General features: G+C 61.1%; 5 protein-coding genes. All 5 read left to right on the forward strand.

The genetic code is table 11. From position 1 onward, the window contains the following. The first annotated feature begins 1 nt into the window (after window position 1). The 5 genes from ACSQ83_RS29670 (at window position 2) to ACSQ83_RS29690 (ending at window position 21629) form a co-directional block, all read left to right on the forward strand. The gene (locus ACSQ83_RS29670) at window positions 2-11248 is read left to right on the forward strand and encodes an amino acid adenylation domain-containing protein (protein ID WP_436230592.1); all 11247 of its coding nucleotides are present in this window, start codon (window positions 2-4) and stop codon (window positions 11246-11248) included. Then, a complete protein-coding gene (locus ACSQ83_RS29675; RefSeq protein ID WP_436230593.1) occupies window positions 11245-17871 on the forward strand; it encodes an amino acid adenylation domain-containing protein in 6627 nt (2208 codons plus the stop codon). Before ACSQ83_RS29670 ends, ACSQ83_RS29675 begins: the two co-directional genes overlap by 4 nt. A gap of 17 nt (window positions 17872-17888) precedes the next feature. Further along, complete coding sequence (locus ACSQ83_RS29680) at window positions 17889-18896, forward strand: TauD/TfdA family dioxygenase (protein ID WP_436230594.1); 1008 nt, start codon at window positions 17889-17891, stop codon at window positions 18894-18896. Window positions 18897-18949: 53 nt separating this feature from the next. After that, complete coding sequence (locus ACSQ83_RS29685; RefSeq protein ID WP_414949736.1) at window positions 18950-19204, forward strand: phosphopantetheine-binding protein; 255 nt, start codon at window positions 18950-18952, stop codon at window positions 19202-19204. A 157-nt stretch (window positions 19205-19361) separates the two neighbouring features. Further along, complete coding sequence (locus ACSQ83_RS29690; RefSeq protein ID WP_414949737.1) at window positions 19362-21629, forward strand: TonB-dependent siderophore receptor; 2268 nt, start codon at window positions 19362-19364, stop codon at window positions 21627-21629.

Below are 21629 nucleotides of genomic sequence, written 5' to 3' on the forward strand. Positions count from 1 at the left end.
AATGAAGATGCTGACAAACGAAGAGACCACGCAGCAAAATCCCGCCAGTCCGGCAAAATCGCTTGAAACGGCGAGCGCCGTAAGCTCCGCGAATTCCGCACCCGAGTTCGATCCGGGCGACTGGAAAAGCCGCATCATCGCGGGGCGTTTGATCGGTGCTGAGATCGATCTGCCGGAGTGGCTCGATGCCTCATACGAGACCTTGCGCGAGCAGGTGATGCATCCGGCCTATCCATGCTTCTTCGGAACGACCGCGGAACGGCGCGGCGAGATGTTCTACTCGTTCGTCAGCGGCAAAGAGAAAGATATCCGCAATCTGCCCACGACCATGCAGACTTTCGCGGAACTTGCTTCGTTACCGCAGTATCGCAAGAACAATATCGCCGTATTCTTCGAGCCGGACACCGTCCCGCTTTCGCATGATGAGTATAACGAACTATTCTGGAAGACGCTCCAGCATCTTCACAACGTTGACCCTGATCCGGCTGCGGACCAGCAGCCCGAACCGTCGCATGAAGAGTGGGAATTTTCGTTCGCGGGCGTGGAGATGTTCGTGGTCTGCGCGTGCCCATCGTTCAAGCTACGCCATAGCCGCAACCTCGGTCCAGGCATGGTGTTGTTGTTCCAGCCGCGTAGCGTGTTTGTCGACACGATCACCAACAAGGTCATCGGCCGCGAGGCGCGCAATCAGGTTCGCAAGCGCCTGGAGACGTGGGACGAAACCCCTGCGCATCCTGATCTGGGTTTCTACGGCGATGCCGGCAATCTCGAATGGAAGCAGTATTTCCTCGACGACCATAACGTCGCTGCGCAAGATGCTTGTCCGTTCCTGAAGCGGAAGGCTCGCAAGAAGGTGGAGGAGGCGGTTGCGGTGAAACCGGAGGGCGTTATGCGTGATACGCAAGATGCAAAGCCCGCGGCAGGCGGCCTGCAAGCTGTCGCTCAAACGTATGCGAGTTTGCCGCCGGAAAAACGTAAGGCATTTCGCGTGCGTTTGCGTGAACGTGGTATGTCGGGCGAGCAGTTGCCTATCGTAGCGTTTGCAGGGCGTTCAGAGCGCTTTCCCCTATCGCCCGCGCAAGACCGGTTGTGGTTTCTGTGGCAACTCGATCCCAATGACGCGAGCTACAACCTGTCGGGCGCGTTGAGGCTCGAAGGGGCACTGCTCATCGACAAGCTGCGTGCCGCGCTGACTCACGTGGTTCAGCGGCACGAAGTATTGCGCACGCGTTTTGTTGAGGCCGACGGCCAGGCATGGCAAGTCGTGGGCGATGCTGTCTACGGTTGGGCTGATATCGATTCAGCCGACACAGGTGCCCTCGAAGGCCGTTTGCAAGCGTTGTCGCTGGAGCCGTTCGACCTTACGCGTGGGCCGCTCTTGCGCGTTGCGTTGCTGAGCGAAGCGGCTGGCTCTCACGTACTGCATGTGTCCATGCATCACATCGTCTCTGATCATGCATCGATCAAGCTCTTGCTCGATGAATTCATCGCGGCATATGAACAGCTTTGCAACGCAAAGGCGCCGGTGTCTAAGCCTTTGCCTGTGCAATACGGCGACTACGCCGCCTGGCAGAAAGAGTGGTCCGGCGACGACAAGAACAATCCGAACCTTGCATATTGGGTCAAGCAGCTAGGCGGGACGCAGCCCGTGCTTGAACTGCCGATCGTGAAGAGCCGCACGGGCATTCAGACGACGCGCAACGCGCGAGGCGCACGCGTGAATTTCACGTTGGACCCGGAACTCGCGCGGTCACTCAAGCAAGCAGCAGCGAGTCGCCAAACCACACCGTTTACCGTATTGCTCTCGGCGTACGCGGTCCTGCTCGCGCGTTACAGCGGGCAGAAGGACGTGCGAATCGGCGTCCCGGCGGCAGGACGCAACCGGCTGGAAACCGAGCGGGTGATCGGCTTCTTCGTCAACACGCTGGTGATCCGCGCGGACCTCGCAGGTGTTGCGTCGTTCGGGACCTTGCTCGGCCAGCTTCATGAGCGCGTGCTTGAAGCGCATCGTCACGATGCACTGCCGTTCGCCCAACTTGTCGAGGCGTTGCAACCTGAGCGCAGCATCGGGCAGACGCCGCTGTTCCAGGTAATGTTCAATCACACGCGCGCGCAACACACGGATATCGGCGTGGCGGGACTGCGCGTGTCGGAGGTGGTGAACCATGTGCCGACAGCCCGCTTCGATCTGGTGCTGAATGCTGTCGAACTCGACGATGAACTCCGCCTGTCGTTCAACTATGCAGCGGACTTGTTCGATGAATCTATCGTCAGGCAGATGCTCGAGCACTACGTCGAAATTCTGCGGCAGGTGAGTGCGGCGAAGGATCAGCCGTTGGCGCAGATTGCGCTAAGCCGCGTCGATACTGATGGCATGGCGGATCGGGTCGTGACGAGCATGGCATTCGTACCAGTCGGGCAGAATTTTAGCTGCGAGGCATCGAAACATCCGCTTGCACCCGCGCTTCATTGCGAGGGCGAGCGGCTTTCGTATGGCGAACTTGAGCGCTGGACGAATCGTATTGCACGCCGTCTGGATCGGCTCGGCGTTCGGCCCGATGAATGCATCGGCTTGTGTGTGGAGCGCTCGACCGCGCTCGGCGCCGGTGTGCTTGGCGTGCTGAAATCGGGCGCTGCATTTGTGCCGCTCGATCCGGCTTTCCCGCTCGAACGACTCGCCGCGATGCTCGACGATGCGGGGATCGTGCGAGTGCTGGTTGATCGCACGGGGTTTGAGCGCTTAGGGGAATTGCTGCGCGGTCGCGAGCCAATTCAAGTTGCCGACGACCCGTCGCTGCAAGGCGATGACGAAGGCGCTTTCAATGCCCCGATTCATCCAGAGCAACTCGCTTACGTGATCTACACCTCGGGCTCGACAGGGCGTCCCAAGGGCGTGGCGATCAATCACGGCACGCTGAGCCAGCATCTGGACGACTTCATCGGTACATATCGCATTGATGCTTCCGACAAGGTGCTGCAATCATCGACGATCAATTTCGACGTCGCCTTGCACGAACTCTTGCCCGCCCTGATGAGCGGTGGTCAGGTCGAGATGCGTGGCCCGCAGCTTTGGGACCCTGAGACCACGAGCCGTCATCTGATCGAGGAGAAGGTGACGTTCGCCCGCATTCCGACGGCGTACTGGCAACAGTGGCTGCGTGAACCGCCGGCGGCGGCATCGTTGGCGGCATTGCGGCAGATCACGGTGGGCGGCGAAGGATTACCCGGCGACGCGTTGCGGCAATGGCGCAACGGTCCGCTTGGTTCCATCCGGCTCGACAACCTGTACGGCCCGACCGAGACGACCATCGCCTGCATGTACCGCGAAACGCGCGCTCAGGACGGGGACCAGGCGATCGTATCGATTGGCGGTCCTTATCCGTCACGCTCGGTTCACGTCTGCGATGCCGACGGCCACGAAGCACCCGTCGGCGCGCTAGGCGAATTGTGCATCGGCGGCTATACGCTTGCGCGAGGTTATCTCGGGCGTGGGGGGCTGACCGCCGAGCGGTTTGTTCCTGATTCCAACGGACCTTCTGGAAGCCGGTTGTATCGGACCGGGGATCTGTGTCGTCGCCGTGCCGATGGCACTATCGACTTCCTCGGGCGGATGGACCAGCAAGTGAAACTGCGGGGACATCGTATAGAACTCGGCGAGATCGAAGCAGTGCTGCGTGAAGCGCCCGGCGTGCAGGCGGCGGCGGCAGCGTTGCGCGGCGAAGGCGATGCGAAGCGGCTGGTGGGTTATGTGGTAGGCGACGCGGATGACGCGGAGGTCCGTCGCATCCTGCAGAGCCGTCTGCCGGGCTACATGGTGCCATCGGCGCTGGTGTGGATGGAGAAAATGCCATTGATGCAAAACGGCAAGGTGGACCGCGCGGCGTTACCTGAACCGGGCGTTGAGGTGGCACGTCAACGCGTGACGCCGCGTACCGAGCTGGAAGCCGCGTTGCTGGCGATCTGGCAGTCGGTGCTGGGCCGTGAAGGTCTGAGCATGACCGATAATTTCTTCGAGGTTGGCGGTCACTCTTTGTTGTTAATGCGAGTGGCGTCGAGGATTCGTCAGGAACTCGGCCGCGATGTTTCGCTGCAGACGCTATTCCTGCATCCTGTGCTCGAAAGTTTGGCGGCTGAATTGGCGTTGCATGAGGCGCGTGCGGCAGACGTCATTTTGCCGCGCGACTCTGCGGTTCGCATTCCGCTGACACACGAGCAGGAGCGATTGTGGTTCCTGTGGAAGCTCGAACCGGACAGCGCCGCTTATACCATTACGGGTGCCGTCAATCTAAGCGGTGCGCTTGACCGGCAAGCGATACGCGAAGCTCTGGATCGCTTGCTTGACCGACACGAAAGCCTGCGTACGCGTTTTGTCGAAGAGCATGGGTCGCCGTGGCAAGTAGTCGATAACGCCGCACTTGATGGCTCTCAAGCGCTCTACGGCTGGCGCGAAGAAAGCATCGCCGGTCAGCACGAACTTGACGCGCGTTTGCTTGAATTGGGCCGCGAGCCCTTCGATCTTGAACGCGGGCCCATGCTGCGCGTCACGTTGCTGGCACGCGCTCAGAACGAAACCGTCCTGCATTTCGCGATGCCTCATGTTGTGTCGGATGCGTGGTCGCAAGTCATCCTGCTGCGCGAGTTCTCGCAGTTGTATAGCTGGGAAATTTGCAACGAACCCGCAGATCTCGCGCCGCTGCCGATCCAGTACGGAGACTATGCGTTATGGCAGCGCAACCCTCGCAACGAAGCCGCCCTCAATGCTCACTACGCGTTCTGGCAACACGAGCTTGGCGGTGAGCAACCGCTGCTTGCATTGCCTGTTGACCGGGTATGTCGTGGAGTACGTAGTAATGCAGGCGCGGTCGTTGAGCGATCAATCGATGCTGAACTGGCCGATGCGCTTGATCACCGCTCCCGCGAGCATGGCGTCACGCGTTTCATGACCTTGCTGGCTGCGTTCGGAACACTGCTGCAAGGCTACAGCGCACAGGATGACGTCCGTGTCGGCGTCCCGGTTGCAGGGCGGGATCGCCTCGAAACCGAGCCGTTAATCGGCTTCTTCGTCAACACGCTGGTGATCCGCATGGCCACGCGCCGGACGGAGCCGTTCAGTGCGTTGCTGGCCGAGGTACGCGACCGGATGGCAGGCGCGCAGTCGAATGCCGGCGTGCCGTTCGCGAAGCTTGTCGAGCTGCTGCAGCCACAACGCAGCATCGCGCATACGCCGCTGTTCCAGGCGATGTTCAACTACAGCGCAGAGCCGCGCTCGCAAGTTGAACTGCCAGGAATTAAAGTGAGCCCGCTGAGCGGCGGCACAGGGACAGCGCAGTTCGATCTATCGCTGGATGTATCGGTTAATGGCGGTGGCCTGAAGGTCGCTTTGAACTACGCAACCGATCTCTTCGACCCGGCGACGGCTTTGCGTCTCCTCGACAGCTACGTCGCCGTGCTGGAGACAGTCGCGAGCCATCCGGACACGCGTGCGGTGCCGTTGTTGGGAGATCGCGAGCAGCAGCAACTACTGGCGTGGGGCCGCAACGACCAGACATTTGCGCAGGCAGAGCCGGTGCATCACTTGTTCGAACATCACGCGATGAAGACCCCCGATTCAATCGCGTTAGTGTTCGCCAACCGGGCGCTGACGTACCGCGAACTCGATGAACGTGCCAACCGCCTTGCGCACAAACTGATGCGGCTAGGCGTGCGACCGGAGGTAAAGGTTGGTATTGGCGTCGAGCGTTCTGTGGAGATGGTGATCGGCTTGCTGGCCGTCTTAAAGGCTGGCGGCGCCTATGTGCCGCTTGACCCACAGTATCCGGCGGATCGTCTGGCATACATGGTGGCCCATAGCGGCGTGCGGTTGTTGCTCACGCAGAGCTCCATCGAACAGCGCTTCAGCACGAACGAGCAGACCCTGCGGACGCTGGCACTCGACACGCTAAATCTTGACGATGAACCATCGCACAAACCGCACGTGGATGTGCGCGGACACAACCTGGCCTATGTCATCTATACGTCCGGTTCCACCGGCCAGCCCAAGGGTGTGATGGTTCACCACCACGCGCTCAGCCACTTCATCCACAGCATGCAGACGAAGCCAGGCCTGGCATCGGACGATGTGCTGGTCGCCGTGACGTCGCTGTCATTCGATATTGCCGCCCTTGAGTTGTACTTGCCGCTTTTCGTTGGGGCCCGGATTGTCCTGGCTACGCGGGAAGTGGCTCGCGACGGAGCGTCGCTGGCGCGGCTGGTACAGGACTCGAAGGCAACGGTGCTGCAGTCGACTCCTGCCGGTTGGCGGTTGCTGCGGGCCGGCGGCTGGCCACAGACGCCGCTCGTGCGCTTCAAGGGCCTATGCGGAGGCGAAGCGTTGCAGCCGGATCTTGCGCACGACCTGAACGAACAGGGCGTCGAGTTATGGAACATGTACGGCCCCACCGAGACCACGATCTGGTCAGCTGCTGGTCCCGTGCTGGACGCTACGCCGGTTCTGGGAAGTCCAATTGCGGGAACGCAGCTTTACGTCCTCGATTCGGGCATGGCGCTTGTTCCGCCCAACGTGCCGGGCGAGTTGTATATCGGCGGCGTCGGGCTGGCGCGTGGTTATATCGGGCAGGGCGGGTTGACGTCGGAGCGTTTCGTCGCAGACCCGTTCAACGGCAACGGCGCACGTTTGTATCGGACAGGCGATCTCGTGAGGTGGCGGGGCGACGGTCAGCTTGACTATCTGGGGCGGATTGACCATCAGGTGAAGATCCGGGGCTTTCGTATCGAACTGGGAGAAGTCGAGGCTCAGTTGCTGGCGCAACCGGAGGTGGGCGAAGCAGTCGCCGTGGCGCACGAAGGAAGTGGAGGTGCGCGGCTGGTGGCGTATGTTTCGCCTCGGGCGGGGCAGCATGCGGACGCGGCCACGCTCGCTGGGCAGCTGCGAGAAAAGCTGATCGCGATGCTGCCGGAGTACATGGTGCCCGGTCTTATCGTGGTCATGGACCGCCTGCCGTTGAACACGAACGGCAAGGTCGATCGACACGCGCTGCCGTTGCCTGAGCAAACCGAACGGATCTGGGAAGCGCCGAAGGGCGAGATGGAGCGGGTCATCGCCGGCGTCTGGCAGGACGTATTGCGCATCGACCGTATCGGCCGGCATGACAACTTCTTCGACATGGGCGGGCAGTCGTTGCTGGCATTGCGCGCGGTCGCCGCGCTGCGCGAGGCGTTGAACATTGAGTTGCCGGTGCAGAAGGTGTTTGCGTATCCGGTGCTGGCAGATCTGGCGCGAGTAATCGAACGAGACGCACCGGTTGCGATGCCCGTGACAGCGGTTGTGCTCTCTTCAAGACCGGAAGGAATGCTTAGCATACCGTTATCGCCGGCACAGGAACGGCTGTGGTTCTTCTCGCGCCTCAGTCCGCAGAGTCCCGCGTACAACCTTGCAGGTGCGGTGAAACTGGAAGGCGCGCTTGACCGCGACTTTCTGCATCAGGCAGTCACGGCCCTCGTCTCGCGGCATGAAAGCCTGCGTACGCGTTTCGTTGAAGTCGATGGCGTCGCGATGCAGCAAGTCGATGTCATCGAGCCGGGCTGGTCGGTGCTCGATCTGGAAGATGTCCCGCAGGAAAACAGGGCCAAGCGCGTGACGGACACGGTGAACGCGATATCTCGCGCGCCATTCTCGCTGGAGCAAGGACCACTGTTTCGCGTCACGCTGATCCGGCTTGGCGACTGCGAACATGTGCTTCATTTCGTGACGCATCACATCATCTCGGATGCATGGTCGAACCGGATCATCCTCGATGAGTTCGCGCGTCTTTACACAGCGATCCGTCAAGGCCGCACGCACCAACTCGCGGCCTTGCCGATTCAGTACGCCGACTACGCGCTCTGGCAGAACGGCGCCGAACAACAAGCGCGCGCGGACTCCGAACTTACGTTCTGGCGTGAGCGGCTTGGCTGCGAACTGACGGCGGTCGAACTGCCGTTCGACCGCTCGCCGCCGGCTTCGCGCAACCAGTCTGGCGCACGAGTCGAGGTCAGGCTCGCGGCGCCGGTGATCGATGCAATCGGCGCACAGTCCAGACGGCATCAGGCAACGCCGTTCATGGTGCTGCTGGCGGCGTTCGATGTCCTGCTTGCGCGCTACAGCGGACAAGCCGACATCCGCGTTGGTGTGCCTGTCGCAGGGCGAGACCGGCGTGAGACGCAATCGCTGATCGGCTTCTTCGTGAACACGCTGGTCATTCGCACGGAGATGGCCGGCATCGATACCGTCGAAACGCTGCTCGGCCACGTTCGCGAACGCGTGCTTGAAGCGCAGGCGCATCAGGACGTACCGTTCGCTCGTGTTGTCGATGCGCTGAACCCAGGCCGGAGCCTCACGCAGACGCCGCTCTTCAGCGTCATGTTCAACTACGATCACGGCGCGGACGGCGAAGCGCTCAGCTTGCCTGGCTTGCGGGTCTCGCCGATAGAAACATCGACGGGTACGGCGCGTTTTGATCTTGTGCTGTCGGTCCGTGAGCGGCGCGACGGCATCACTGTTTCGTTGAACTATGCCCGCGATGTATTCGATGCTCAAACCGTCGAACGAATGCTGGGCCATTACGTGTCCTTGCTTGAGCAGATTGCGACGAAGGATCATGCATATCTGGCTGAGCTCGTGCTTGATGCTCAAATGAGCCAACGTGCGCTCAGCAATCACGCGTTCATGCCAGTCGGCGAGCGCATCGCGGCACAGGCGCTTCGTCAGCCTCAAGCGCCGGCCGTGCATTGCGAAGGTGCGCGGCTCTCTTATGGTGAACTCGATATCTGGTCGAACCGCATCGCGTGTGCGTTGCTTGCGCGAGGGATGGGCTCGGAGACACGCGTGGGACTCTATCTGACGCGCTTGGTGGGATTGGTCGCGGCAGTGGTTGGCGTGCTCCGGTCCGGCGCGGCGTTCGTGCCGCTCGATCCAGCCTATCCAGCGGATCGTCTGCGCGCCATGATCGATGACGCACAATTGTCCTGTGTGCTCGCCGATGCCGCCACGATCGCGACATGCGGTCAGCTCTTCGAAGGTCGTGCAGTCATCGACATCAACGCACTTGAAGCGTCGCCCGGCGATCCACTCCATGTCGCCATTCATCCAGAGCAACTCGCCTATGTGATCTACACATCGGGATCGACAGGACGGCCCAAAGGCGTGGCGATCAGTCATGTTGCGCTCAGCCGTCATCTGGACGATTTCATCGGTACTTATGGGATCGATGCAAGCGACGTCCAGTTGCAATCGTCGACGATCAACTTCGATGTGGCGCTGCATGAAATGCTGCCGGCGCTGATGCAAGGCGGTCAGGTCGAGATGCGTGGTCCGCAGCTTTGGGACATCGAGACAACCAGCCGTCACTTGAAGGATGGTCGCGTCACGTTCGCGCGGATTCCGACTGCGTACTGGCAACAATGGTTGCGCACGCCGCCTTTGGACGACCTCGCGGCATTGCGGCAAATCACGGTAGGCGGCGAAGGACTTCCCGGCGATGCACTCGCGCAATGGCGCAACGGTCCGCTCGCGCGCATCCGGCTCGACAACTTATACGGCCCGACGGAGACCACGGTGGCGTGCATGTATCGCGAGACGCGCGCGGCAGATGCTGCACAGGCAATCGTGTCGATTGGCGAGCCGTATGGATCGCGATATGTCTATGTGATGGACCTGCACGGCAACGAGGCGCCGGTCGGCGCGCTGGGCGAATTGTGCATTGGCGGTCTGACGCTTGCGCGCGGTTATCTGGATCGACCCGGTTTTACCGCGGAACGGTTTGCGCCGGACCCGCGTGTGCCGGGGGCGCGTTTGTATCGCAGCGGCGACCTGTGTAGACGGCGCGTGGATGGCAGCATCGACTTTCTCGGGCGGCTTGATAGTCAGGTGAAGCTGCGAGGCTTTCGCATTGAACTGGGTGAGATAGAAGCCGTGTTGCGCGAAGCACCCGGCGTGCAGGCGGCGGCTGCTTCGCTGCATGGTGAGGGAGATGCGAAACGGATCGTCGGTTACGTGGTCGGGGATCGTGACCGGTTCGACGAAGCAGAGATTCGCGGCGTGCTGGAAAGCCGTTTGCCGGGTTATATGGTGCCGTCAGTGCTCGTGTGGCTCGATCGTTTGCCGCTGATGCAGAACGGTAAGCTCGATCGTGCCGCGCTGCCTGAACCGGATGGTCGAAAGAGCGCCGAGAGAACCGCGCCGAGTACACCGCTGGAAACACAGTTGCTTGGCATCTGGCAAGACGTGCTGGAGCGCGACGACCTGGGTGTCACCGATAACTTCTTCGAAGCGGGCGGACATTCGCTGCTCGCGCTCAAGGTGCTCGCCAAGAGCGCTCAAGCCGGGTTGGCGAGCTTGACGCTCGAAGCTTTGTTCAAGCATGCGACGGTTCGTACGCTCGCGTCGCATCTCGACACACGAGATTCGAGCGTGGACCCTGCTGCGAATGTTGTATCGATGAGCGAGCGCACCGATGCGCCGAACGTCTTCGCCATTCATCCGGCGTCAGGTCTGGTCGCGGACTACCGGCCGCTTGCCGCGGCACTCGATGGTGTCGCGAACGTGTACGGCGTGCAGGCCCCGTTCTATACGGAAGACTGGTGGCCCGGTGATTTGTCCGAGCTTGCTGTTGACTACGCCGCGCGTATTCGTACGGTGCAAGCGTCCGGGCCCTATAGGCTGATTGGCTGGTCCGTGGGCGGCGTGATCGCGACCGAGGTGGCGCGCGTGTTGGCGGGTGACGGCGATGAAGTTCAGTTCGTAGGCCTGATTGATTCGCACATGCTGAAGACGGATGACAATCGAGAGCGCGGGGATGAAGCCCCGGTGACTCACGAGCAGATGCGGACCTATCGTGCAACCGATCATGAACTGCAGAACGTGCTCGACGATGCCGGCAGGAAATGGCCGTCGATGCAAGGCGATCTCGACGATGCCGGCACGCGCGCGATGCTCAGCAAAGTGATGTTGTTCCAGCGGCACTTGGGTCATATCGTCCGCTACACGGAGCGTGCGCCGCTGCCTGTCGACCTGAAATTATGGTGGGCGCAGCACCAGCCTTATCGCCCCGCACGCGAAGCAACGGCTATGTGGTCAGCGCTCTCGACGGGCTGGGTGTCGGTGGCCGGCGAGATCGACGCCGATCACACGCATATCGTGCGGCACAACGATCTTTTCGATGACCTCGCACGTGCGCTTACCTCGAGTGCCCGGCCGGAGAACCTGTCATGAGCTTGAGCGAGCAAGCCTTGACGGGCAACTGGATAGCGGGCGAGGCGGGAATGGCCGCTCGTCTTCGTACGCTGGCGATCGAGCGTCCTGACGCGGTCGCCTTGATCAGTATCGATGCTGCCGGTGAAGCGCAATACGACTACGCTGAACTCGATCGCCGGGCGGCGTGCTTGGCCGCTCGCTTTACTGATAAGCAATCGGTGGGCGAGCGTGCGTTGCTTCTGATGGACAGCGGCATCGACTATGTGAGTGCGTTTTTCGGCTGCCTGTATGCGGGCGTCGTCGCGGTCCCCGTCTATCCGCCGGAATCGAAGCGCGAGCAGCATCTGGCGCGATTGCGCGGGATTGCGCAGGACGCAGGCATTCGTTACTTGCTGACTACGTTGGCGTTGGAGGAGCGCTTCGCTGAGCAGTACAGCGAGCTGGCGCCGGATGCTGACGTCATCGCGGTGGATGGGCTTTGTTCGACGGGTGACACGACCGAATTCACGCTGCACGACGTGCAACCGTCCGATATCGCGTTCCTGCAATACACCTCAGGTTCCACGGGAACGCCGAAAGGCGTGATGGTCAGTCACGGCAATCTGATCGCGAACGAAATTGCTATCAAGGCTGGCCTCGGCGTGCAAAGCGACGATGTGTTCGTGAGCTGGCTCCCGCTCTATCACGACATGGGTTTGATCGGCAGCATGTTGCAGCCGGTCTTCAGCGGCATTCCTCTCGTGCTGATGTCGCCGCAATATTTTCTTGAACGTCCGTTGCGATGGCTTCAGGCGATCGGGCGGCATCGGGGCACGATTTCCGGTGCACCTGATTTCGCGTATCGGTTGTGTGCCGAACGCCTGCGCGACAACGCGGTCGCGCAACTCGACCTGTCGAGTTGGCGGCTCGCTTTCTCCGGCTCAGAACCCGTGCGGCGCGACACGCTGGATGCGTTTGTCGCGCGCTTCGCGTCTGCCGGATTCGATGCCGCCGCAGTCTATCCATGCTATGGCCTCGCCGAAGCAACGCTCTTCGTGACGGGCGGCCGGCGTGGTGCGGGGTTGGTATCGGCGAGGTTTGAGAGCGACGCTTTGTCTGCCGCGCGGGTGGCCGTTGTATCGGAGACCGAGCCCGGCACGGTGCTGGTTGCGTGCGGCGCGCCGCAACCGGGGCACGTGATTGAGATCATCGATCCGGTTAGCGGGCAGATGCATGCCCATGGGCAGATCGGAGAAATTCATGTAAGCGGACCGAGCGTGGCACACGGTTATTGGCAACGTCCCGAGGTCACCGCTTCCACGTTTCGCACGGAAGGCACAACGCGATGGCTGCGTACCGGCGACCTCGGCTTCATGCATGACGGCCAGCTTTATATTGCCGGTCGTTGCAAGGACCTGATCATCGTGCGCGGCAGGAACCTGTATCCGCAGGACATCGAGCAGGCTGTTGAAGTCTTCTGCGAGTTCGCGCGCAAAGGCCGGGTTATCGCGTTTGCCGCCGATATCGATGGCGCGGAAGGCCCCGCGCTTGCACTCGAAATTGCGCCGATGATGAAAAAACGCTTCGCGGCGGCTGACATCGTGGCGCAGTTGAACCGCTGCGTGTTCGACGCATGCGGTGAGGTTCCTGTAGCCGTTGTCTTGCTCAATCCGGCGGCGTTGCCGAAGACATCGAGTGGCAAATTGCAGCGTGCGGCTACGCGGCAAGGCTGGCAGAACCGCACGCTGGATGCGTATGCGCTGTGGGAGCGTGGGCACTTTATAGTGGGTGCGGAGGCAAGCGATACCCTGCCGCAGGCGCCCCTCGATGGCCTCGAGAAGGAACTCGCCGCACTATGGAGCGAAGTGCTCAACGATGTTCAGATTACGACATCCGATGCACATTTTTTCGCATCAGGCGGCAGTTCGCTGACGGCGGCGCGCTTGGCGGCACGCATCGGTGAACGGTGGAGGCGGCCGTTCGAGCTCGGGCAGGTTTTCGAATTCCCGACTCTCGCGACAATGGCTCACGCACTGTCGCGGGCAATTGAAAAGCCGGAGTGCGAATCAATCGATACCATCCGGATAGAACGTAGCGACGAGCTTGTTGTATCGCACGCGCAGCAGCGGCAACTGTTTGCGTGGCAACTCGATCCACAGAGCCGCGCTTATCACATCGCCACCGGCGTACGCTTGCGCGGGCAACTCAACTTTGACGCTCTGCGCGGCAGCTTCGACAGGCTCGTCGAACATCATGCCGCGTTGCGTACGAGCTTTGTCGAGACGCCGGGGTCGGAGAATGTGTATGCGCCGCGGATCCATCCGGCAGCACCGCTCGACTGGATGCAAACAGACTTGCTCGATGAAGACTTCAGCGAGGAAACGCTTCGCAATCTCGCCCAGCGCTTCGCCGCCGAGTCTTTCGATCTTGTGCAAGGGCCTGTGTTGCGCGTCGGCCTTGTGCGCTACGGCGACAACGAACACTTGCTGCTTCTGGCACTGCATCACATTGCCACCGACGGTTGGTCGATGCAGATCATCGTCGATGAATTTGTCGCGCAGTATCGTGCCGCTGTTACGAGCACGTCTTCCACAATTGCCGCACCGGTAATCGCTTATACCGATTACGCCGCGTGGCAGCGCCGTTGGCTCGATAGCAGCGACGCGCAGCGCCAACTCGATTACTGGCGCAATGAACTCGGCGATGAAGCGCCTGCGTTGGCCTTGCCGTTCGATCGTTCACCCACCGCCAACGCGGAAAGCCTCGCTGCCGCGCGCATGTCGTGCACGCTTCCCGTAAGTCTTGCACGCAAGGTCCGCGACGCAGCAAGCCGGCATAGCGCCACGCCGTTCATCGTGCTGCTCGCGGCTTATCACGCGTGGTTATATCGCGTGACCGGGCAGGCCGATATCCGGACCGGTGTGCCGGTTGCGAATCGCCAGCAGCCTGAAACGCACGGCGTGGTTGGCTTTTTCACGAACACAATCGTGCTGCGCAGCGTCTGTACAGCATCGCTGAGTGTATCGGCGCTAGTGGCAGCGCTTCGTCGCGCGGCAATCGAAGGGCTGGCGCATCAGGCACTGCCTTTCGATGTGCTGGTCGAGCGGTTGAACCCGGCGCGCGACACGCAAGCTCAGCCGCTCTTCGAGACGACCTTCAACTATCTCGCCGATGACTATCCGGCACTCGAACGTTTGCCTGGTCTCACAGCATCGCGGTATGAGATTGAAGAGGTGCACGTGAAGGTTCCGCTCGCGCTCGATCTGCGCGAGTCGCGCGACGGTGGATTGCGTGCTTACCTGACCTACGCCGGCGATCTGTTCGATGCAACCAGCGTGGAACGGATGGCCGCGCAATATCAACGAATGGTTGAAGCATTCGCCGCTGCGTTGTTATCCGATGATCCGGCTACTGATCGCGCTCTGGCAGCGCTCGACTTGCTCGATGCTGAAGAGCAGGCGCGCGTAGCGGCCGCAAGTCGCGGCAGGGAAATAAACTTCTCGGGGACGCCGGTGCATGTGCGTGTCGCGACCCACGCGCAGATTCAACCCGAAGCGCTGGCGCTGATCGATGGAGCGGAGCGCCTGAGCTACCGGGAGCTCGATCAACGCTCGCAACGCATCGCTTGCTGGTTGCTCGATCATGGTCTTCATGCTGGACAGCCCGTGGCAATTGTCGCGGACCGCTCGGCGGCGTTTGTCGTTGCGATGCTGGGCGTGTTGAAAGCAGGCGGCGCTTTTGTTCCACTCGATGCCGCTAATCCGCCGCAAAGAATTGAACAGACCTTGCGCGATTGCGGAGCGCGGTTTGTGCTGCGGGAAAAGGAGTCCGTATTCGCGTTCGATGGCCTGCAACAGACGACCATCGATAACGCGCAACAGCACGCACATGCGTTAGCCCGACAGTTGCCTGCCGTCGACTCTCGAGAAGCGGCCTACGTGATCTTCACTTCCGGCTCCAGCGGCACGCCGAAGGGTGTGGTCATACCTCACGCAGCATTGAACAATTACGTTGACGCAGTGCTGGACCGTCTCGCGTTACCGCCGCGATCGACGTTCGCAATGGTGTCGACCGTGGCTGCCGATCTCGGTCATACCGTGTTGTTCGGCGCGCTTGCATCGGGCGGAACGCTGCATCTGATCGACCGCGATACAACGCTCGATGCAGATTGCTTCGCGCGATATATGGCCGAGCACAGCATAGACGTACTAAAGATTGTTCCTGGTCATCTGAATGCATTGCTGCAGGCGCAGAATGCCGCGGACGTTTTGCCCGCTCATATGCTGGTGTTAGGCGGTGAGGCAACGGCGTGGCCGCTGCTGGAAAAGATCCGCTCTTTAAAACCATCGTGCCGCGTGATCAATCACTATGGTCCGACCGAGACGACTGTCGGCATCCTGACTCAAGATGCGGGGAGCGCGGATCCGAGCGCGGCTACCTTGCCCGTTGGCCTGCCGTTATCAAACACGTCGACGTGGATATTCGATGCACACATGAACCCCGTCGACGCAGGCGAAACCGGCGAACTGTATCTGGGCGGCGCGGGTGTCGCGCGGGGTTATCTGGGGCGGCCGGGAATGACGGCGGAGCGGTTCGTTCCCGATCCCTTCGCGGCAGGCGAGCGCTTGTATCGCAGCGGCGACCGGGCACGCAGGTTGGCGGATGGCGCGATCGAATATCTGGGTCGTATCGACGATCAAGTCAAGATTCGCGGTTATCGTGTGGAGCCGGGCGAGATCGCAGCTCGGCTGCGTGGGCTAGACGGCGTGCGGGATGCAGCAGTGATCGTTTCGGCAGCGGGGCGTCTGGCCGGTTTTGCAACAGCCAAGCCCGGATGCAAGCTCGAACCCGCATCGCTGAAGAAACAACTCGCAGCCGTTTTGCCGGACTACATGGTGCCGTCGAGTGTGCGCGTGCTGGACGCGCTGCCGCTCAATCGTAACGGCAAGCTCGACCGTCAATCGCTAGAGGAAATGGCGCGCACGGCGACGAGAACCGGCGCAAGCGTTCAATGTACGCCGCAGGGCGCAACCGAGATCACGCTCGCGAGGATCTGGGCAGAGGTGCTGAGCCCAGAGCAAAACAAGATCCACCGCGATGACAATTTCTTCGCCCTTGGTGGTCATTCGCTCGCTGCGATGCGGATGCTTTCGCGGGTACGCTCCGCGTGGCCAATCGATTTACCGCTGCGTGCAGTATTCAACGCACCGACGCTTCAGGCGCTGGCTGTGCGTATCGATGAACTTTCCACCGAACCGCACGGTACATCCGCAATTCGTATTATCGAAAGGCAGCATGAGATGCCGCTATCGCTCACGCAGCAGCGGATCTGGGTTGTGGATCAGTTGGCAGGCGGTGGACTTGTGTCGTACAACATGGCCGCGGGGCTGGACCTGCGCGGTGAGCTCGACGCGAACCTGCTGCACGCGAGCCTCGCTGCACTGGTCGAGCGGCATGAAGTCTTGCGCTCATCGTTTGGCGAACATGACGGCGATCCTGTGCTGACGATTGCGGATCACCTCGATGTGCCCATGCCGCTGGTCGACTGCGGCGCATTGCCCAATGCACAGCGCGACCAAACAGTTGCTCGCTATCTAAACGATGCAGCCAACCATCCCTTCGATCTCGCCACGCCGCCGCTGATGCGCGCGCTGCTCTTGAAGTTCGATGTGTCGCATCATGTGCTGATTCTCGTGCTGCATCACATCGTGGCGGATGGCGCGTCGGTGCATATCCTTATCGATGAGTTGTGCGCGCAATATCGTGCGCGGCGCGGTGGCACGACGACTGCGTTGCCGGCCTTGCCGATTCAATACGCCGACTACGCGGCGTGGCAGCGTGAACAACTGACGCCGCCGAAACTAAGCAACGAACAGGACTTCTGGCGCGCGTATCTGGCGAATGCCCCGCATTTCCTTGCGTTGCCGGCTGACCGGCCGCGTCCGCCAGTCGCGTCTCACGAGGGCGGCACCGCACGCCTGACGTTATCTGCGGAGACCGGCGAGCGTGTCAGAGCACTCGCGAGTGCGCGCGGCATGACGCCGTTCGCTGTGTTGCTCGCGAGTTTCCAACTGTTTCTGCACAAGCTGACAGGCCAGACCGATCTTCTGATCGGCACCGACGTAGCGGGGCGCGACCGCACCGAGTTCGAAGGGCTGATCGGATTTTTCATCAACGTGTTGCCGGTCCGTTCGCGCACCAACGCTGACGGAGCGAACCTAACGAGCTTCAACGCATGGCTTAACGCCGCGAAACATTCAGCGTGGGAAGCGCTGGAACATCGGGCGCTGCCATTTGACCGCATCGTGGACGCACTTGCCGTGTCGCGTCGTCGCGATGCCAATCCGCTGCTGCAAATGTTGTTCGTCCTGCGTGACCTGCCGCGCAAAAACGCGAGTGTGCCGGGTCTTGCAATAGAACTGCTGCGAGCACCGACGACGCAATCGAAGTTCGACATGGCGCTGTTCGTCGAACCAGTTGATGGCGGTTACGAAGTCGAATGGGTCTACGCGTCGTCGCTATTCGTGCGGTCCACGGTTGAGCGCTGGTTTGGGTTGTGGCGCGACTTGCTGGACGAGGTATCGGCCAATCCCGACTCGACACTTGCCCATCACGTGCCCAACGCCGTGCCGCAGCGCATTCCCGAAGCCATTTCGCAATGAACGAGAGCCACTCATTTATGAACGCGACCCCGATCACCCACGCCAGCGTCGAGACCTCATTTTTCAACGCCGGCACGCGCTTGCCGATCGTCCTTACACCGACCGGTCCGATCAATAATTTGCCCGGCTGGATCGACGCGCATCGCGACGCACTGGAAACGTGGCTCACCCGCCACGGCGCCATTCTGTTCCGCGATTTCGACCTGCCCGGGCCTGCCGCTTTCGAGACCTTCGCCGAGGCGATTTCACCCGCGCTGTACGGCGAATACGGTGACCTGCCAAAGAAGGAGGGCGGCCGCAATACGTATCGGTCCACGCCGTATCCCGAGCGGCAAATGATCCTCTACCACAACGAAAGTTCGCACCTGTCGCGCTGGCCGCGCCGGCAGTTCTTCTTTTGCGAACTGCCGTCCGTGACGGGCGGCGCCACGCCCATTGTCGATTGCCGCGAGATGCTGCGGCAGTTGCCGCCGCAACTGGTCGATACATTCGAGCGCAAGCAGTTGATGTACGTGCGCACATTTACTCGCGGCCTGGATGTGCCGTGGCGCGAGTTCTTCGATACCGACGACCGGCGCGCGGTGGAAGCACGGTGCGAAGCGGCGGGTGTGCAGTACGAATGGTTGCCGAACGACGAGCTGCAGACACGCACCGTGTGTCCGGCGGTGATCGTGCATCCACTGACCTGCGAACGGTCGTTCTTCAACCAGGTGCAGTTGCATCACATCGCGTGCCTCGCGCCGGATGTCCGGATGGACCTCCTCGATATGGTCGGCCTTGAACGCATGCCGCGGCACGCCTACTTCGGCGATGGCAGCACGATCAGCGACGACGCCATCGCGTTGATCGGTGCGGCTTACGAGCGCTGCGCGGTGCGTTTTGACTGGCGCGCCGGCGACGTGCTGATGCTCGACAACATGCTGGTCGCGCACGCTCGTGATCCCTATCAGGGGCCGCGAAAGATTGTCGTGGCGATGAGCGAGCTCGTCGAACGCTCGCAATTCGCGCATGCCGCCAACGTTTGAAATCCATGCCTGACGCCAGATCATTCCTCCTACAGAAAGCAGACCTAAAGACCATGGACCAACAGACTCCCCACCTTCAGGAACCCGCGCTCGACACCGCGCTGCGCACGCTCTTTGCGACCCTCCTGGAAGTCGATCCCGGCACGGTCGGCGACGATGACGACTTCTTCGAACTGGGTGGTGACTCGCTGCTGGTGATCAAGCTGGTCGCCCGAATCCGCCGGACGCTGAGCCGAGAGCTTTCTCCCGGCGATGTCTTCGATCATCCGACAGTCGCCAGCCTGACCCGCTTTCTCGACAGTCGATAAGCCGCGCAACACAGCCGCACGAAAGCTGGGGAGTAGTCAGGGAAATTTCACACAAAAAAATATCTCGCCGATATAATCACGTATTAGTAATCATTCTCATTTGCATTATCGTTCATACTTTCGCTCATCTATCCATCCACACCAACCGCAAGAGACCATGGCACGACAACAATCAGAACGACGCGGCGCAGACCGCATCGGGGCGCGGGGGCGCGCAAGAAATCCCTGGCGGCTCGCGCCGATAGCAGCGGGCGTGCTGCTGGCAACGTCCGCGTTCGCGCAGAGTGAGGCAGTCGTGCCGACGGACTCGACCGGCCAGCCGGCGGCGACTTCCGGGTCTGCTGCAGGGCAACAGTTGCCCGCGGTGGTGGTGAAGGGCCAGCGCGATGCGGAAACGGGCACGGGACCGGTGAAAGGTTACGTGGCAAAACAGAGCACGGCGGGCAGCAAGACCGATACGCCGATCATCAAGACGCCGCAGGCGATCTCGGTGGTGACGCGCGACCAGATGGACATCCAGGACGCGCAGAGCGTGGCGCAGGCGCTGCGCTATACGTCGGGCATCAACCCGGAACAGCGCGGCACCAACACGGACTCGCTCGAGTACCTGTACGCACGCGGTTTCCTCGTCGATGAGTTCTGGAACGGCTTGCGCACGCCCGGTCCGGCCGGTGGTTTTGGCTTTAACGTGACGAGTTTCGATCCGTACATGTTCGAGCGTATCGAGTTGCTGCACGGACCGGCTTCCGTGTTGTACGGTCAGGGTTCGCCGGGTGGCACGGTGAATCTCGTGAGCAAGATGCCGACGGCCGAGCCGCTGCATGAAGTCGGATTCCAGACCGGCAGCTATGGGCGCCTACAGGGGTTTTTCGATTTCAGTGGTCCTATCGATCAGGACGGCAAGGTGCTTTACCGTTTGACGGCCGACGGCTTTAATACCGGCACGCAGACGGACTACGTGAACCAGCAGCGCTTCGCGATTTCGCCGACTATTACGTGGAAGCCGACGAAGGACACCACGTTCACGGTCTTCATGAACTACCAGGCCGATCCCGAGGCTGGTATCTACAACACCGTGCCGGCGGTGGGCACGATCCAGACCGGCGTGGCGCAACTGCCGCGCAGTTTCTATCCGGGCGAACCGGCTTTTGACAGCTTCCGCAAGACGCAGGAGTCGATCGGGTACCAACTGGATCAACGCCTGAACGACGTCTGGTCGTTGAAGCAGAGCTATCGTTTCCTGCATAACAGCCAGACCATTCAGTATGTGGCGGACGACGCGGGCTACACCAACAACGGCACCGAGCTGGCGCGTGATGTGTACTTGAACACGGGCCGCTTGAACTCGCACACGCTCGACAACCAGGCCACCGCGCGTTTCAACACGGGACCGGTGTCGCATACGGCCACCGTCGGCCTTGACTATCAGTACACGCAATTCGATCACGCGTTCTACGGCGCGTTCGACAATGTCCCGTCGCTCAGCGTGACGAATCCGCAATACGGCCAGCCGGTTCCGTATCCGGACTTCATGTTCGGCACGTCGAACAAGCAGACGGTCAAGCAGCTTGGCACCTATGCGCAGGACCAGATCGATATCGACCGGTGGTCGTTCCTGCTGGGCGTGCGTGAAGACTGGACGAACGAAGATAGCAAGTCGTACGTGAACGGCGCGGAGGCGAGCCAGTTCAACCGCGCGTTCACGTGGCGTGCCGGGGGCGTGTACAAATTCGACAACGGCTTTGCGCCTTATGCGAGCTACACGAAGTCGTTCCAGCCGCAGGTTGGCTCGACCGCCGCGGGTACGACGTTCTCGCCCACGACCGCCCAGCAGTACGAGATCGGCGTGAAATATCAGCCGAAGAATTACAACAGCTTTGTCACCGTGTCGGCGTTCCACCTGACGCAGCAAAACGTGTTGACCACGGACCCGAACAACGTCAACTTCCAGATTCAGACTGGCGAAGTGCGGTCCCAGGGTTTTGAAGTTGAAGCTCACGCCAGCTTGACTAACAACCTGCAAATGATCTTCAGCTACACGTATACAAACCTGCTCAATACAAAGAGCACTACGTCGAACCTGAACAAGACGCCGGTCGGCATTCCGCGTAATACCGCGTCGCTGTGGGCGGACTACACGGTCACCAGCGGGCCGCTCAACGGCGTTCAAGCGGGCGCGGGGCTGCGTTATATCGGCGGTTCCTACGGCGATACCGCGAACTCGATCCTGCTCTCGTCGGCAACGCTGGTTGACCTCGCGCTGCGCTATGACCTTGGACGCGCGTTCCCGACCATGCATGGCTGGACCGCTTCGCTCAATGCAAGCAACTTGCTTAACCGCACTTACATGGCGTCGTGCAGCAACGGCGACTGCTACTGGGGTCAAGGCCGGCTCGTACTCGCGGGACTGAAGTATCAGTGGTAA

This window comes from Caballeronia sp. LjRoot29 (genome assembly GCF_964252755.1).
Classification (GTDB): Bacteria; Pseudomonadota; Gammaproteobacteria; order Burkholderiales; family Burkholderiaceae; genus Caballeronia.

Excerpts from the sequence above, each read along its gene's own strand:
- ACSQ83_RS29675 (WP_436230593.1), top strand. The coding sequence starts at position 11,245 with ATGAGCTTGAGCGAGCAAGCCTTGACGGGCAACTGGATAGCGGGCGAG.
- ACSQ83_RS29690 (WP_414949737.1), top strand. The coding sequence starts at position 19,362 with ATGGCACGACAACAATCAGAACGACGCGGCGCAGACCGCATCGGGGCG.
- ACSQ83_RS29680 (WP_436230594.1), top strand. The coding sequence starts at position 17,889 with ATGAACGCGACCCCGATCACCCACGCCAGCGTCGAGACCTCATTTTTC.
- ACSQ83_RS29670 (WP_436230592.1), top strand. The coding sequence starts at position 2 with ATGAAGATGCTGACAAACGAAGAGACCACGCAGCAAAATCCCGCCAGT.
- ACSQ83_RS29685 (WP_414949736.1), top strand. The coding sequence starts at position 18,950 with ATGGACCAACAGACTCCCCACCTTCAGGAACCCGCGCTCGACACCGCG.